Annotated in this window: 14 protein-coding genes and 1 pseudogene; 5 read left to right on the top strand and 10 right to left on the bottom strand. The window is 66.9% G+C overall.

Annotation, left to right across the window (positions count from 1 at the left end):
- The first annotated feature begins 51 nt into the window (after nt 1-51).
- The gene (locus tag A5740_RS13085; protein WP_076194624.1) at nt 52-525 is read left to right on the top strand and encodes a polyketide cyclase; all 474 of its coding nucleotides are present in this window, start codon (nt 52-54) and stop codon (nt 523-525) included.
- Here A5740_RS13085 and A5740_RS13080 read toward each other — a convergent pair.
- From A5740_RS13080 to A5740_RS13045, 8 genes are all read right to left on the bottom strand, one after another.
- A complete protein-coding gene (locus tag A5740_RS13080; RefSeq protein WP_076194622.1) occupies nt 518-1,771 on the bottom strand; it encodes a MinD/ParA family protein in 1,254 nt (417 codons plus the stop codon). The genes A5740_RS13085 and A5740_RS13080 overlap by 8 nt on opposite strands.
- Nucleotides 1,772-1,887: 116 nt before the next feature.
- Nucleotides 1,888-2,817 (bottom strand): alpha/beta hydrolase, encoded by a 930-nt coding sequence (locus tag A5740_RS13075; RefSeq protein ID WP_076194620.1) that lies wholly within the window; start codon nt 2,815-2,817, stop codon nt 1,888-1,890.
- Entirely contained in the window at nt 2,814-4,346 is a 1,533-nt protein-coding gene (locus A5740_RS13070) for an NAD(P)/FAD-dependent oxidoreductase (RefSeq protein ID WP_076194619.1), read from the bottom strand. Before A5740_RS13070 ends, A5740_RS13075 begins: the two co-directional genes overlap by 4 nt.
- Nucleotides 4,328-5,059, bottom strand: a complete 732-nt coding sequence (locus A5740_RS13065; protein WP_076194617.1) for an SDR family NAD(P)-dependent oxidoreductase — start codon at nt 5,057-5,059, stop codon at nt 4,328-4,330. The genes A5740_RS13070 and A5740_RS13065 overlap by 19 nt, the downstream gene beginning before the upstream one ends.
- Nucleotides 5,056-5,841, bottom strand: coding sequence for an HpcH/HpaI aldolase/citrate lyase family protein (locus A5740_RS13060; RefSeq protein WP_076194616.1), 786 nt, complete (start codon nt 5,839-5,841; stop codon nt 5,056-5,058). Before A5740_RS13060 ends, A5740_RS13065 begins: the two co-directional genes overlap by 4 nt.
- Nucleotides 5,838-6,806 carry a zinc-binding dehydrogenase gene (locus A5740_RS13055; RefSeq protein ID WP_076194614.1) on the bottom strand — a complete coding sequence of 323 codons (969 nt, stop codon included), beginning with the start codon at nt 6,804-6,806 and terminating at the stop codon, nt 5,838-5,840. Before A5740_RS13055 ends, A5740_RS13060 begins: the two co-directional genes overlap by 4 nt.
- Nucleotide 6,807: 1 nt before the next feature.
- Nucleotides 6,808-8,037 carry a cytochrome P450 gene (locus A5740_RS13050; protein WP_076194613.1) on the bottom strand — a complete coding sequence of 410 codons (1,230 nt, stop codon included), beginning with the start codon at nt 8,035-8,037 and terminating at the stop codon, nt 6,808-6,810.
- Between the two features lie 7 nt (nt 8,038-8,044).
- Nucleotides 8,045-8,749 carry an NIPSNAP family protein gene (locus A5740_RS13045; protein ID WP_076194611.1) on the bottom strand — a complete coding sequence of 235 codons (705 nt, stop codon included), beginning with the start codon at nt 8,747-8,749 and terminating at the stop codon, nt 8,045-8,047.
- A 76-nt stretch (nt 8,750-8,825) separates the two neighbouring features.
- Here A5740_RS13045 and A5740_RS13040 point away from each other — a divergent pair, with 76 nt between their 5' ends.
- Nucleotides 8,826-9,689, top strand: a complete 864-nt coding sequence (locus tag A5740_RS13040; RefSeq protein WP_076194610.1) for an SMP-30/gluconolactonase/LRE family protein — start codon at nt 8,826-8,828, stop codon at nt 9,687-9,689.
- A gap of 9 nt (nt 9,690-9,698) precedes the next feature.
- Entirely contained in the window at nt 9,699-10,517 is an 819-nt protein-coding gene (locus A5740_RS13035; protein ID WP_076194608.1) for a thioesterase family protein, read from the top strand.
- 103 nt (nt 10,518-10,620) lie between these two features.
- On the opposite strand, the gene A5740_RS13030 is transcribed toward A5740_RS13035, so the two are convergent.
- Nucleotides 10,621-11,877 (bottom strand): cytochrome P450, encoded by a 1,257-nt coding sequence (locus A5740_RS13030; RefSeq protein WP_076194606.1) that lies wholly within the window; start codon nt 11,875-11,877, stop codon nt 10,621-10,623.
- Nucleotides 11,878-11,965: 88 nt separating this feature from the next.
- On the opposite strand from A5740_RS13030, the gene A5740_RS13025 reads away from it, so the two are divergent.
- A complete protein-coding gene (locus tag A5740_RS13025) occupies nt 11,966-12,502 on the top strand; it encodes a TetR/AcrR family transcriptional regulator (RefSeq protein ID WP_076194605.1) in 537 nt (178 codons plus the stop codon).
- Nucleotides 12,503-12,538: 36 nt separating this feature from the next.
- A pseudogene (locus tag A5740_RS13020) lies at nt 12,539-14,756 on the top strand (glycoside hydrolase family 3 C-terminal domain-containing protein).
- Here A5740_RS13020 and A5740_RS13015 read toward each other — a convergent pair.
- Nucleotides 14,744-15,925 carry a CaiB/BaiF CoA-transferase family protein gene (locus A5740_RS13015; protein WP_076194603.1) on the bottom strand — a complete coding sequence of 394 codons (1,182 nt, stop codon included), beginning with the start codon at nt 15,923-15,925 and terminating at the stop codon, nt 14,744-14,746. The pseudogene A5740_RS13020 and the gene A5740_RS13015 overlap by 13 nt on opposite strands.
- Between the last annotated feature and the right edge of the window lie 23 nt (nt 15,926-15,948).

The following is a 15,948-nucleotide window of genomic DNA, read 5'->3' as shown; positions in this document are numbered from 1 at the left end:
CACAATCTGCAATACCCCCACAACCTCCAATACCGAAGAGAGCGAACACCATTGGGAATCGTGACCACCAGCTCCGAGACGGCGTTCACCCAATCCGCCGAGGAGATCTACGATTTCGTCACCAACCCGGCGAACTGGGTCAAGACCTATCCGGGCAGCGCCCACATCGGCGGCCTGCCCGAACGATTGCCGCTGCAGGTCGGTGACACCTGGACCGAGGCCGGTCCCGACGGAGGCCAGATCTACACGTGGCACCTGGCGATGGCGATGCGGCCACGCCTGTGGGTGTTCAACTCGGTGGGCCGGCTGGGGCATGACCGGGATGGCAAGGGCGGCATGGACGGCCGGATCACCGTGCAGTACCAGTTCACCCGGCCGGGCAACGATGTCACGCTCTTCAGCCGCACGATGACCATCGAGGCATACAAGGACAGTCCGCTGCCGGATGCGCTGTTCCGGGTGGTCAACCCGGCGAACATCGACAAGTATCACGCCGCGGTGGCGCGAGAACTCGCGCTCAGATGAGTGGAACGCCGCCCTCGAAATCGTCGGAAAGGGCGGCGGCCAGCTCCAGGATGCGGCGCCGGAAGGCCGGTCGCAGCAGGTCGAACTGGATGTCGGTGCCTGCGGCGATGTGCTTGTCCCACGGCAGCACCACCACCCGGCCCGGGGCCACGTGCTTCTGGAATTGGTGCACCAGGTCACCGGTGTTCACGTTGGGTTTGCGCGGCCCCACGTGATTGATGACGATGCAGGAGCGGTTCAGCAGATTCTGATGGCCGTTCTGCCGCAGCCAGTCCATGGTCACCGCCGCTTGGCGGGCTCCGTCGATGGAGGCGCTGGCCACGATCACCGCACCGGACACCGTCGCCAGCACGCCGCGGGCCGCCGGGGCGAACATGTCGGCGGCGCAGTCGGCGAGAACCAGGTTGTAGTGCTTGGAGACCGCGGCGGTGGCAGAGTTCCAGTCCGCATCGTTGAATGCCCGGCCGGCCCGGCTGTATTCGTCACCGGCCAGCACTTCCAGCTTGGACTCGTTCATGCTGGTGTAGGCGCGGACATCGTTGTAGCGCGACAGGTCCTTGGCCGCCAGCAGGTCGCTCACGGTCGCCGCGGACTGCCGCCCGACCCGATCAGCGAGATTGCCGCTGGCCGGGTCGGCGTCCAACGCCAGGATGCGATCGCCGCGCACCGCGCTGAGCACCGATCCGAGGGCCACGGTGACCGCGGTCTTTCCCACGCCGCCCTTCAACCCGAAGACGCCGATCTGGTAGGACTCTCGCGCCGTGCGACGCACCCGGGCGTACAGATCGAGCTCGTAGAGTTCGTCGCGGGAGAGCCCGAGGTTGAGACGCGTGGTGACGTAGACCGCGCGGCGCCAGCCGCGACGGGGTTGCATCTTGACGGCCGAACGCACGCCGACGCGGGCCAGGTTGTCGATCGCGCGCAGCTCGTCGGCCGCGGCCGCGGGGACCGGCTGCTCCAGAATCCAGTTACCGGCAGTCGGCGAGGCGTTGGCCGGCGGGGCGATGGGACGACGCGGGCTCACCGGCGGCAGCTTGGCGGTGATCTCGGATTCACCGGGGACGGCGAAATTCGAGGTGAGAACGATCGGCGGGGTCGAGACCCGGGCGTCGTCGGGCCGGGACCGGCCGCTGGGCAGTGCCGCCACCGGACCACCCAGGAGCGCGTCGAGACCGCCGTAGTCCAGCGTGCCCCGAGCGTGTTTGGGGTCTCTCGAGTACGTGAGCCGGTCGTCGTCGGCCGACATAGCCACCTCTCAATCGCTCACTTGCCCGCGGTTGCCCTTACCACAGACCTGCATTATTGCCCACAACATTGCCGACAACCACCGGCGCGCACACGGTGAGACGGTCAGCTACCGGCTCAGCCGTGCAGGGCACGGCGCAACGCCGCGCCCTGCAGGGCGAATAGTTGTTGGCTGACCTCCCACTCGGGGAGCAGCGAATCGAAGCCGTGGCAGGTTCCGGCGAACAGATGGAGTTCTGTGGCAACTTGCTGCCTCAGCAGGCTGCGCGCGTAATCCAACGCCTCGTCACGCAGTGGATCGAGCTCCGAGCACGTGATGAGCGCCGGCGCCACACCGGCCAGCCCGTCGGTCCGGGCCGGGACCGCGGCCTCGGGGACGTCGCGACCATCCGAGTAGTGCCGCCACATCGCCGCGGTGGCCGGTCCGTCGAACCCCGGGCTGTCGGCGAATTCCTCCTTCGATCCGGTGCGCCGGTTGTCGAGCACCGGTTGGTGTAAGGCCTGGAACACCACCGGCGGTGCCGAGCCGGCCGCGGAGTGCTGGGCCAGCATCGCGGCCAGTGCGCCACCGGCACTGCTGCCGGCCACGGCGATCCGGTCGGCGTCGATGTCGAGTTCGGCGGCCATCGCGACCGCCCAGTTGAGCACCACCATGGCGTCGTCGAAAGCGGCCGGGTAGGGGGCCTCCGGCGCCAACCGGTAGTCCATCGCGATCACGGTGCAGCGGGCTCGGCGCGCCAACTCCACGCATTGGATCTGATCGGTGTCGAGATTGCCCAGCACGAAGGCGCCGGAATGGCAGTAGACCACGGCCGGGGCGGGCGACGGCCCACCCCGATAGATACGTACCGCGATGGTGCGACGACCGAGCGTGACGCGGCCCCCGATGATCTCCACCCCTGGCGCGTCCAACACCTGAGCGGCCTCGCGGCGACGCTGATCCAGCGACGCGCGTACCGCCCCCAATGTGTCGGCGGACAGGTCGGTGCGTGCCTCGGCGAAGCCGCGTAGCGCGGGGTCCAGGCGCGCCCGCCACGACACCGTCACCTGCCCGTTCGATCGGCGACTGCGCTGACCGCGTCCGGTTCGATGGCCGGCGGGTCGAAGGTGTAGTCGGCGGGGCGGAACCGTCGCGTCATCGCCCAGAACGCACGCGCACTGCGCGGCCACTGCGTGACGACGCGGCCGCTGGGCGCCCGGAAATAGCTGCTGCACCGGGTGAGCCACACCGTGCCCTGCATCCAGCGGTCGATGTCGGCCAGGAACGCCGCCATCGCCTCGGGCCGCACCGACACATACGACTTGCGTTTGCGCCGAAGGTGTTTGAGGGCCCGAACCACGTACCGGGCCTGGGCCTCCAGGATGAAGATGACGCTGTTCGACCCGACATTGGTGTTGGGGCCGTAGAGCATGAAGAAATTCGGGAACCCGGGAACGGTCATCCCCAGGTAGGCGAACGCTCCGTCACTCCAGCTGTCGTGCAGTGACGCCCCGCCCTCCCCCGTCACGTCGATCTGGCCGAGGTAATCGGCTGCGGCGTAACCGGTGGCGCACACCACCACGTCGACGTCGAGTTCCCGGCCGTCCGCGGTGACCAGCGTTCTGGCCCGCAATGCCCGCGCCGGGCTCGACACCACCTCGACGTTGGGCCGGGTCAGGGTCTGGATGAAGTCCGGTGAGAACACCAGGCGCTTGCAACCCAGTGGATGGTCTGGAGTGAGCCGAGCCCGCAATTCCTCGTCGGCGACCGCCGATTCGAGAAGATTCAGCGCGACCGCCTTGAATTCCTGGGTCTTGTCGCTGCCGTTCTCGATCACCGCGATGTTGGATTCGCTGCGCAGCCACAGCCGGGTCCGGTAGATCTTCTTGGCGAACGGGATGTGGGCGAACAGCCAGCGTTCCCGGTCGGTGTAGGGCCGGTCCGGCTTCGGCAGCACCCAGGTCGCCGAACGTTGCACCGAGTACACCTTGTCGGCAACCTTGGCCAGTTCCGGAACCACTTGGGAGGCAGTCGATCCGGTACCGAGCACAGCCACTCGGGCGCCGTCGAGCTCGACGCCGTGATCCCAGTTGGCGGTGTGCATGAGGGTCCCGGTGAAGGGTTCCTCCTGGAGGAGGTCAGGCTCCAGCGGCTGGGTGAACAGGCCGATTGCCGACACCACGATGTCGAAGCGATGCTGTGCGCCGGCGGCGGTGGTCAGCACCCAGTTGCCGGCGTCGGCGTCCCATCGTGCCGCGGTGATCTCGGTGTTCAGCTGCAGATGCGGGCCCAACCCGTACCGCTCGGCGCACCGCTCGAAGTACTCGAGGATCTCCGGTTGGCCCGCCCACATCCGGCTCCACTCGGCGTTCAGGTCGAACGAGTAGGAGTACAGGTGTGATTTCACGTCGCAGGCCAGGCCCGGATACGTGTTGATCCGCCAGGTGCCGCCGACCCCGTCCTCGCGGTCGAAGATGGTGAAATCGCCGAAACCCGCCTTTTTCAGGAAGATTCCGAGCGCCAGCCCGCCGGGCCCGGCGCCGATGATGCCCACTGAGGGTGCGTTGGCCATTCGCCTCATCCGATCTGCAAACATTGGCCGCCGTCGACGAGCAACTCGGAGCCGGTGATGAACGACGCCTGATCGGACAGCAGAAACGCCACCGCGTCGGCGATCTCGGTCGGTTTGCCCAGCCGGCCCAAAGTGGCTCGCTCGGCCAGCCGGGCCTGGGTCCCCTCGTCGAGCATCGGCGTCTCGACGGGCCCCGGGAACACGGCGTTGACCCGGATACCGTCCCGGCTCAGCTCGGCAGCGGACAGCTGTGTGAGCCCTCGCAGAGCCCATTTCGACGAACCGTAGGCGGCATGGTGCGGGAACGGGCGGACGGCACCGGTGCTGCATGTGTTCACCACCGCGGCACCGTCGGCGCGTCGCAACGGCTCAAGGGCAGCCTGCAAGCCGAGGAACGGCCCCAGACAGTTGACCCGCCACGAACCCTCGAATCCTTCCGGAGTCTCCTCGGCGATCGAGGCCCGATGCAACACGCCGGCGTTGTTGACCAGGGCGTTGAGTCCGCCGAAGCATTCCACGGTGGCTCGTACCGCGGTCTGCCACTGCTCTGCCGAGGTGACGTCGAGGGCTGCCGCCAGCACCCGGTCACCGAATTCGGCTGTGCCGTCGGCCAGTTCGTCGAACAGCAGATCGGTCGCGGTCACCCGATAACCGTCGGCCAGTAGGCGTCGCACGATGGCCGCACCTTGGCCACGGGCAGCGCCGGTCACCAGGGCAACCCGATTGGTTGCGCTCACTGATATCCCCTTTGTTCCGGTTCATCGTGGTTCTCTCCGATGGCGTCGTGCAGGTGCTCGGTGGCACCGCGGCGCAGGGCCTGCGACTCCGAGGCCAGAGTGATCATCTGGAACCCCAAGTCGGCCATCGCCTTTCCGATCGTTCCTGCCCCGGCATGGATACCAGTGACCAAGCCGGCCGCCTGGGCGGTCTCCTTGATGGCGACCATCGACGCGCGCACATCAGGATGGGTCCAGGCGTCAGAAAGCTGGTATCCCATCGAGATGGCCAGGTCTGCCGGTCCGACGTAGATACCGGTGAGGCCGGGAACCGCACAAATCTCCTCGGCGGCGGCCAGGCCGGCGGCCGTCTCGATCATCGCAAACACACTCACCCGGGATTCCAGTTCGGCGATGTCGTATCCCAGCCCGGCGCGTAACGGCCCGAAGCTGCGCACCCCGGCCGGAGCGTATCTGGTGGCCGCGACCGCCGCCGCGGCCTGCTCGGCCGATTCCACCATCGCGACGATCACCGCGTCGGCACCCGCGTCGAGCACGCGGCCGATCGGCGCCGGATCGGCCGACGGCAGCCGCACCGCCGTGGCGATCGGCACGTGTTCCAACCGGCGCAGCAGCAGCGCCACATCGGCGTCGTCGAGGTAGCCGTGCTGGACGTCGAATCCGACGTAGTGGTAACCCGCCGCCGCGAACTCCTCGGGCCCGAGGATCGTCGGTCCGACCACCCAGCCGCCCCAGACCTGAGGTTGGGCGGAGAAGGCCAGCTGTAATCTGCTGGGGCTCATCGGGTGATCGCGATCTTGACGCGCTCGGGCATCGGACGGCAGGCGAACTCGAATGCGGCCGGCACCTCGCCGATGCCGAAAGTGTGCGTCACGTAGCTGGGCAGCAGGTCGGGATGTTCGCGGGCGAACGCGTCGGCCCGGCGCAACACGCGCCGGCGGTCCAGGGTGACACCGGATTTCAGAGTCAGGTTGTTACGCAGCATGGTGCGCATGCTGATCGGATAGCTGTCATCGTCGGGCACTCCGAAGTAGAACACCGTGCCGCCGAACGCGGCGGCCTCCAGCGCGTGGTTGAGCGTGGCGACCTGATGTCCGACGGTCTCGATGACGATGTCTGCCTTGTCGTCGGCGCCGAGATGCCTGACCCAGCGGTCGCTGGTGGCACGGACCACGTCGTCGACCCCGAACCGCGGGCCGATCGCGGCGCGGTCCAGCGGGTCCACGCCGGTGACCCGGGCAGCCCCCAAAGCCTTTGCCACATAGGAGAACAACAGGCCGATCGATCCCTGCCCGACGACCGCGACGTGGCGGCCCGTGACATCGGGCAGCTGTTCCATGGCGTAGAGCACGCAGGCCAGCGGCTGCAACCCCACCGCGAGTTCGGGGGTGAGTGCGGACTCGTACGTCACCAGGCCGGCGCCGTCGGCGACCACCCGTCCCATCAGACCGTCGAAGCCCGAGGCCCAGCCGACCACCCGCTCCCCCGTCCGATGATCGGGATGGCGGCTGGCCAAGACCTCACCGACGATCTCGTGGATCGGAAAACCGTTCATCTCCGCCGCGCAGGGGCCGGTGTCGCCCGGAAGCTTGCCCTGGGTGCCTTTGAATCCGGGTAGATCGCTGCCGCAGATCCCGGCAGCCAGGAAGTCGAGCAGCACTTGGCCCTCGGACAGCGATTCGGGTGCGGGCTCGGCGATGTCGGAGCGTTCGAACGTGAACGGTGCCACGAGGCGGTAACACCACATGTCACACCTCCACGGGGATGTTGTTCCAACCCCACTGAAAACTCGACGGCGGCCGGGATGCCGCGGCTTCGTCGATGTGGTACTCCGGCACGCGTTTGAGGAACTCCTGGATCATGATCGTGATCTCCAACCGGGCCACGTGCACACCGAGGCAGAAGTGCTGTCCGTGGCCGAACGACAACAATCGTTCGATCGGCCGGTTCCACACGAAGTCGTCCGGATTGTCGTACTCCCGTTCGTCGCGGGCGGCCGAGGCCAACAGGGTGATGACCCGCTGGCCTGGATTGATGGTGGTGCCGTGCACTGTGTACGGCCGCCGCACGGTGCGGGCGAACCACTGCGCCGGCGCGCTGTGCCGGATGATCTCCTCGCGGGCGATCGGCACGTTACCGTCGAGATCCGAACGCACCGCGGCCAATTGGTCAGGGTGGCGCAGCAACTGCCACAGCCCGGTCGCGGTGATCTTCGGTACTGTCTCGGTACCACCGATGAACACGCCGAGCATCTGCACGGCGGCCTCCATGTCGCCGAACGCCGAACCGTCGGGAAGCCGAAAGTCGATCAGGGCATCGGCGATCGGCACGCTGCCGTCGGGCCCCTCGGCACGACGGCGCTCGATGATCGGGGTGAGATAGGACAGGTAGCCGGGCCGGGCGTTGCCCACCTCGACACCCTCCCCGGGCTGCGCGAGACTGCCCGCATTGACCGTCGCCAGCACATCGGGGGCGAGATCGACCGGCAGCCCGACGAAGTCACACACCATGGCGGCCGCCACGATGCCGCCGTAGTCCTGGGTGAGGTCGAACGTGCCGCGTGGGAGCAACTCGTCGAGCCGTTCGTTGGCCAGCGTCCGGATCCGATCAGCCAGTTTGGGTACGGTCCTGATCCGGAATTGGGCGGACGTACATTTGCGCACATTCTCGTAGAGCGGCGAGTCGAAGTTGGCGTGAAAGGGCATGGGATGCAAAGGCGGATCCGGCACAGGTCCGTCGTTGCGGTGCGCCAACACGTTCGCCGCGGGAAGGGTCCCTTCGGATGCCACGAAGGTTCCGTCGTTGACGCCAAGCATCTCCCAGATGTCCTCGAACCGGGACAACGCGTAGGTGTCCCACTTGTCGATGTAGTACACGGGGTACTCGTCACGCAGGATCCGGTAGTACGGCAGGGGGTTTGCCATCACGTCGGGATCGAACGGATCGTAGGTGAAATGTTGCAGCACAGGTCGATTCATGGCAGACCTACTTCAGCGGCGAGGGCGGCAGGGCCGCGAGGATCGAATCCTCCCAACCGTCGCGCAGCGCGGGAGCCACACTCATCCAGGTGACGATCTCCGCGGGCGGGTTGCCTTTCCACGACGGATAGTGATTCTCGAAGCAGTCCCAGTCGTCGTCGAGTGCCCAGTAGTGGATCACCTCGTTGAACCGGAACGTGGTGATGAACGACCCCAGCCAACGCTTGCCGGTGCTCTCCGACCATGGCACGTACAACCGTTCCAGTTCCCGGATGTAGTCATCCTGGCGGCCGGGTTTGGTCTCCATGATCTCCTGAATCACCAGGCCGGCACCGAACTTCGCCTCCTGCAGCTGGGCGAGCGTGCGGTTGTACTTGCCGGCGTACATGATTCGGCCCTCTCCGCGGGCGCCGATCTCGGACAGGTATGCAGCCCACTGCAAAGCGGGCTTCTCGTGACTGCCGCCGGCGGCTTGTGCCTTGCCCAGGCGTGCATAGTCGGCGAAAGCGTCGATCTCCCAGATGATCGTCACCTGCGGCCAATGCCCGTTGTAAGGAGTGGTTTCCCAGATCGCGAACAGCCGGGCGCCAAGCTCCGCCATCATCGGCTGGTAGACCTCACCGAACATCTGGGTGAACTGATCTGTACGGCCCGAACCGAGATCGATGGTCTCGTGCAGATACAGCAGCGTGTGGCCGTAGAACTTCTTCATCTACCGGACTCCGGTGGTTGACAGTGACACCCTGCGAGCGTGACACTTGTGGCGTGTTTTGTAAAGGCGCGGGAACATGACGGCGGGAACCGAAGAGGCCGGGACAACCGAACTCGCACATGGCTTCTGTTTCGGCGAGGGCCCACGCTGGTTCGAAGGTCTGCTGTGGTTCTCCGACATGCTGGGCGAAGCCGTTCACACGGTCACCCTGTCGGGGGCCATGACGACGCTGAGCGTGCCCGGACATTCCCCGTCCGGTCTGGGTTTTCGGCCGGACGGCACGCTGTTGATCGTGTCCACCCGGGGCCGCCAGGTGCTGCGGTATGACGGCGACACCGTCGAACTGTTGGTTGACCTCGGCGATCTCGTTCCTGCCGACCTCGGTGACATGGTCCTTGACGAGCACGGTCGGGCGTATGTCGGTTCGCAGGCCCGCACCGACGGGGTGATCGTGCGCATCGACCTCGACGGCAGCGCGCACGTGGTCGCCGACAACCTCGACTTCCCCAACGGCATGGTGATCACCCCGGACGGGAAAACCCTGATCGTCGCGGAGTCCACCGCGCGACGGCTCAGCGCCTTCACCATCGGCGCCGACGGCGCCCTGACCGACCGGCGCGTGTTCGTCGACGGCCTCGACGGGCCGCCGGACGGCCTCGCGATCGACGTCGAGGGCGGGGTGTGGGCCGCACTGACCCTGGCACATCAGTTCCAGCGGTTCGCACCCGACGGCTCGGCGGTCACCGACCGCATCGACGCCGACGGCCGCACCGCGATCGCCTGTGCCCTCGGCGGCGTCGAGGGGCGCACCCTGTTTCTGGTCACCACCACCGACGCCTACCCGGAACGGCTGATCGGCACCAAGCTGTCGCGAGTGGACGCCGTGATGGTCGAAACGCCCGCGCCCGGCGATCACGACGCACACCACCATCACCACTGAACGGTAAACATGTCTGACTCTTACTACGAGCTGATCGACGAAGATCAGATCGACGAGAAGTGCTGGGAACGATTCACTGCCACCGCCATGGCCAGAGGCACCTGGTCGGCCTCGATTCAGCACGGCGCACCGGTGTCGGCGCTGCTCGTGCGCGCCCTCGAGCGGTGTGCACACCGCGACGACACCCGGCTGAGCCGGGTGGCCATCGACCTGATGGGCGGGGTGCCGTCCGAAGGTGATCTGTGGGTGCGGGCCCAAGTGGAACGGCCGGGCAAGCAGATCGAGCTCGTCAACGCCGAGATGCTGGCGCCCGGGCCCGACGGCGCGCGCCGGGTCGTGGCGCGGGCCAGTGGTTGGCGGATGCTGCAGATGGACACCTCTGCCGTCGCGCATTCCGGTGTGCAACCACTGCCGCCGCTGGAGCAGGCCGAGAGCCGCGACATGGCCAAGAACTGGGAACCCAACTATGTGCACAGCGTCGATTGGCGTTGGCTCACCGTGCCTCAGGCTCCCGGCCCCGGCGAGTCCTGGCTGAAGCCGACGGTCGATGTGGTCAAGGGTGAGCCGATCACACCGTTGCAGCGGCTGTTCGCGGTCGCCGACGACGCCAACGGCATCGGGTCGAAGATCGACATCCGTGAGTGGACGTTTCTCAACACCGATCTGGTGGTGCACATCCATCGGGTGCCCGACGGGGAGTGGATCGGCATCCGGGCCGACACCAACTACGGGCCCGACGGCATCGGCACCACGGTGGGGACGTTGTTCGACCAGTCCGGCGCGGTGGGCGCGATCCAGCAGGCGGTGCTGGTACGGCCCCGCAAATAGCTCCTCGAACGTGAGGTTGTTGCCGAGGATTCACGAAAAGATCGACAACAAGCTCACGTTCGACGTACAGCTGCCTGGGCGCGTGCCGTCGCCCGACGGCCAGTTACCGAATATGTGCGGGCACGCGCTTGATGCCGTGCACGAAGGAGCTGTAGAGCAGTTCAGGCTCACCGAATTCGACCGTCTTGAGCCGGGTCAACAACTCGCGGAACAGATGTCGCAGTTCGGTCTTGGCCAGTTGGTTGCCCAGACAGAAGTGCGGACCACCGCCGCCGAACCCGATCTGCGGATTGGGTGAGCGGCTGATGTCGAACCGCTGCGGGTCGGTGAACACCGACTCGTCGCGGTTGGCCGAGCAGTAGAACAGGCCCACCTTGTCCCCGGCGCTGATCCGTTGACCCGCCACCTCGACATCCTGGGTGGCGTGCCGGGCGAACTGGATGACCGGTGTCGCCCAGCGTACGAATTCCTCGGTGGCCAAACCGATGCGGTTGTCGAAATCCTCCAGCAGCCAATCTCGTTGGTCGGGATTGGCGGCCAGCGCCATCATCGCGTGGGTCGTAGTCTGCTTGGTGGTGTCGTTTCCGGCCGAGGCCAACAGGATCAGGAACGCGCCGATCTCCTCGTCGCTGAGGCAGTGTCCGTCCACCTCGGCGTTGACGATGCTGGTCATCAGATCGTCGCCGGGATTGCTGCGCCGGAACTTCGCCAGCTCGATGCCGGTGTTCGAGATCAGCATGATCTCGTTGATGGTGGCCATGGCCCGCTCTTCGAGCGACGAGTACTCGTCATCGCTCATGCTGAACAACTTCTCGGCGGCCTTGGCCAGGGCCGGCTGATCGGCGGTGGGCACCCCCAGCATGTCCGAGATCGTCCGCATCGGCAGTTGCGCCGAACAGGCCTCGACGAAGTCGACATCGCCGGCGCCGATCAGGTCGTCGACGACGGACACGGCGTTGGCGTGGATCTGCTCCTCGATGCGGCGCACGTTGCGCGGGGTGAACGCCGAGCTGATCAGGCGCCGATACGTGGTGTGCTCGGGCGGGTCCATCATCAGGAAGAACGTGGCGAACTTCTGGACGTCGGCCGGCATCGGATCGAGCGCGACGCCCTGGGTCGAGGTGAACAGCTCGGGGTGCTGGCTGACGAACTGGATGTCCGCCCGGCGCGTCAGCGCCCAGAAGCCGGGTTCTTCCACATCGAACAGGGTCGGCAGCGGTTGATGCCAACTCAACCCCTCGCCGGCCCGCAGCTGTGCAAACCTCTCGTCACGTTCGGCGAACGTCCGGCTCCAGAAATCATGCGACGTGATGTCGACCGGGCTGTATTCGCGCGCCTGCGGCGAGCTGGCAACTGTCACGGGGATTCCCTCCTGCACCGGCGTCCGACGACCGTGTCGCGCCACGAATTAGCGTGACAGTTCGCCGATAGTTTGTAAAGCTGGGTGCATGGGGGAAACCACATCCGCCGACGACGAGAGCACCACCCGTGGGCGCATCTTGGCCGCCACCGCCGAGGTGCTCGGCGCCAACGGGATGACCAAGCTCAGCCTGTCCGAGGTGGCGCTGCACGCCGGAGTGTCACGGCCCACCCTCTACCGCTGGTTCGCCTCCAAACAAGAACTGCTCGACGCGTTCGTGGTGTGGGAACGCAAGTTCTACGAACGTTCCGTCGCGCAGGCCGCCGCCGACCTACCCGAAGATGAGCACCTGGATGCGGCGTTGCGCACGGTCGTCGAGTATCAGCAGTCCTACCCGGGCCTGCGGATGGTCGACATCGAGCCCGAACACGTCATCAGGCGGCTCGCCCAGGTGATTCCGCTGATGCGGGAACGCCTGCAACGGCTGACAACCGGATCCGATTCCGACATCGCGGCGGCCACCGCGGTGCGGGTGGCGGTCAGCCACTACCTGGTGCGTAGCGACGACGCCGACGATTTCCTGCCGCAACTGCGCCATGCAGCGCGGGTGAAATACCCGCAATGACCAGGGATTCCCTGATCCGGGGCTACCCTGGGCCCGGTGACGGACGCCGCTGATCTCGCCGCTGATCTCGTGGCCGGGCTTGATGTGTCCGAACAGGCCGCACTGGGCAGCGGCGCGAGTTTCTGGACCACCAAGGCCGTCGGCCCGATCCCGTCGATCGTGCTGACCGACGGGCCACACGGCGTGCGCAAACAATCCGGTAGCGCCGCAGACCATCTGGGCATCTCCGGCAGCGAGCCGGCGACCTGCTTTCCCCCCGCGGTCGCCCTCAGTCAGACCTGGGATCCCGATCTCGTCGAACACGTCGGTGCGGCACTCGGTGACGAGTCTCGCGCACTCGGCGTGCACGTACTGCTCGGCCCGGGCGTCAACATCAAACGCGACCCGCGCTGCGGCCGCAATTTCGAGTACTACTCGGAGGATCCGCTGCTGTCGGGACTGCTCGGTGCGGCCTGGATACGCGGGGTGCAGAGTCGCGGCGTCGGTGCGTCGCTCAAGCATTTCGCGGTCAACAACGCACGACCGGATGCGGGCCAGTTCCGACGTCGACATGCGCACGTTACGCGAGATCTATCTGCGGACCTTCGAAATCGCGGTGCGCCAGGGCAGACCCTGGACCGTGATGTGTTCCTACAACCGGATCAACGGGGTGTACGCCGCCGAGAACAGGTGGCTGCTCACCACGCTGCTGCGGGAGGAATGGGGCTTCGACGGCGCGGTCGTCAGCGATTGGGGTGCGGTGGCCGATCGGGTTGCCGCGGTGGCCGCGGGCCTGGATCTGGAGATGCCGTCCACGGGCGAGGTTTCCGACGCCGAGGTGGTGCGTGCGGTACGGGCCGGACGGTTGGGGCCGGACGTCGTGTCCGGCGCGGCCGCACGAGTCGCCCGCCTGACCCAGCGGGTCACCCGAACCAGCGGTGATGCAGAAGGTTTCGATGTCGACGCTCATCACGAGCTGGCACGTGAGGCAGCCCGGCGGGCCATCGTGCTGCTGAAGAATGACGGCGGCCTGTTGCCCCTGGCACCGTCGGCGGTGGCGGTCATCGGCGGTTTCGCCCAAGAGCCGAGGTTTCAGGGCGGAGGCAGCTCGCATGTCACCCCCACCCGGCTCGACGTTCCACTGGACGAGATCCGTCGCCTCGCCGGCGTACATCCGGTCACCTACTGCCCTGGCACGGACATCGGCGCGGCGGTGGCCGATGCGGAATCCGCCGATACCGCAGTACTGTTCCTCGGGCTGACGGCCGAGGAAGAGTCCGAGGGCTATGACCGCGAACACATCGACCTGCCGGCCGACCAGATCGAACTGCTGCGCGCGGTCGTCGCGGCCCAGCCCCGCACCGTGGTGGTGCTGGCTCATGGCGGCGTGGTGCGCCTCGACACCGTCGCAGCCTTGGCGCCGGCCATCGTGGACGGGGCGCTGCTCGGTCAGGCCGGCGGTGGTGCACTGGCGGACGTGCTGTTCGGTGTCGTCAACCCGTCGGGCCGGCTGGCCGAGACGGTGCCACTGCGACTGCAGGATTCCCCGGCCTACCTGAACTTCCCGTCTGAATCCGGCCACACCATCTACGGCGAGCGGATGTTCGTCGGTTACCGCTGGTATGACACGAGGGATATCCCGGTGGCATTCCCGTTCGGTCACGGCCTGTCCTACACCCGCTTCGACTACTCCGGCCTGACTCTCTCTGCTACCGACGACGGCATATCTGTCCGACTCACCGTGACCAACGTCGGTGAGCGGTCCGGCCGTGAGGTGGTACAGGCCTATGTCGGGTTGCCCACCTCCGGTGTCGGCAGACCGGTCCGTTGGCTCGCCGGATTCGCCGGTGTCACCGTCGATGCGGGCGCCGCGGGTGCTGTCGAGATTCCCATCGGCCGAAGCGATCTCGCGTTCTGGCACTCCGATGCCGAAGCATGGGTGGTGGAGCCCGGCGAGTATGTGGTCAGTGTCGGCGCGTCAAGCCGTGATCTTCGACTGAACGCGACGGTGACTCTCGAGGGCGATGAACCGGCGCGTCCGTTCACCCGGGAATCAACCCTGGGTGAACTCCTCGCCGACCCTGTTGCGGCCCAGACCATCCTGACCGCACTGGGTACAGCCTCCCCGGTCGGCGCGGACTCGCCCCTCGGCAGCAACCTGCTGCGGATGCTGGAGTCGGTGCCGATCGGACGGATGATCGCGTTCTCGGCGGGCAAGGTGACCCGAGAGCAACTCGACGAACTGCTCTCGTCCATCAACGCTCAACGTTCCTGACCGCGGTGTAGCTCGGCCATGATCTCCTCGGTGTGGGCACCGAGAGCCGGGGCGACCATACGCGGCTGCCACGGGGTGGCCGAGAAGTCGGCCGGGCTGGCCACCATGGGCACCGACGAGATTCCGTCGGGCACATCGACGATGCCTCCGGCAGCATGGAACTGCTCGTCGGCGAGGACGTCGTCGGGGCTGTTGATCGGTGACCAGAACAGATCGGGCTCATCGTCGAACCGCGCGGCCCAGTGGTCCATCGGCCGGCCGGCGAAGAGGGCGTCGAGATCGGCGATCAGCGCACGGGCGTTGACGTACCGGTCACGCGCGGTGGCGAAGCGCGTATCGGTCAGCCAGTCCTCACGGCCCACCGCCCGGCACAGCGCGGGCCAGTGCCGGTCGGCTTGCAGCCCGACGATCCAGAAGCGTTTCCCGTCACCGGCGGTGTAGTTGTTCATGCACGGGTTGGCCATCGACTCGCGCTGGCCGATCGCGATCTGTTGACCGCTCATCAGCACGGTGTTGAGGTCGAAGCTGACCGTATAGGCGCCCTGCCGGTACAGCGATGTGGTGACGAGTTGACCGGTGCCCGTCCGGTTTCGGGCCAGCAGCGCGGCGCACACCGCGGCCGCCAGCGTCATCCCCGCGGAATGATCCCCCATGCCGCCCCGCTGGAACGGCGGGGTGTCACCGGGTCGGGTCAGCAGGTCGGCCAACCCGGCACGGGCCCAGAACGCGGCGACGTCGTAGGCCGCCCGGTCCGCCTCCGGTCCGGTGAGACCGTATCCGGTGATCAGCCCGTACACCAGGCGCGGATTGCGCGCCGCGACGGTCTCGAAGTCCAGGTGCAGCCGCCGCAACGCCGCCGGGCGCACGTTGGTCAGGAAAACGTCGGCGCCGGAAAGCAATTCGAGGGCGGTGTCACGACCTTCATCGGTGCCGAGGTCGAGCACGATGCTGCGCTTGGACCGGTTGTCCATCTCGAAAGGCGGGTTGGCCGCCACACCCAGCTCGGGATCCAGCCCGAGCATCCGACCGAAGGTTCTCGCCGGATCACCCGAGGGCGGTTCGATTTTGACGACGTCGGCACCCCAGTCGGCCAGCAGCGCCCCGGCGGCCGGTGCCGCCACCCACACCCCGAGTTCGATCACCCGGAATCCCTCCATCGGACCCGCCATCGTCACCCTTTCCGAAACGCTTT

Origin of the sequence: Mycobacterium sp. GA-1841, from assembly GCF_001954135.1 — a bacterium.
In the GTDB taxonomy this organism is placed as follows: domain Bacteria; phylum Actinomycetota; class Actinomycetes; order Mycobacteriales; family Mycobacteriaceae; genus Mycobacterium.
Note: the sequence above shows the minus strand (reverse complement) of the source record. Positions and strands in the feature narration are given on the sequence as shown.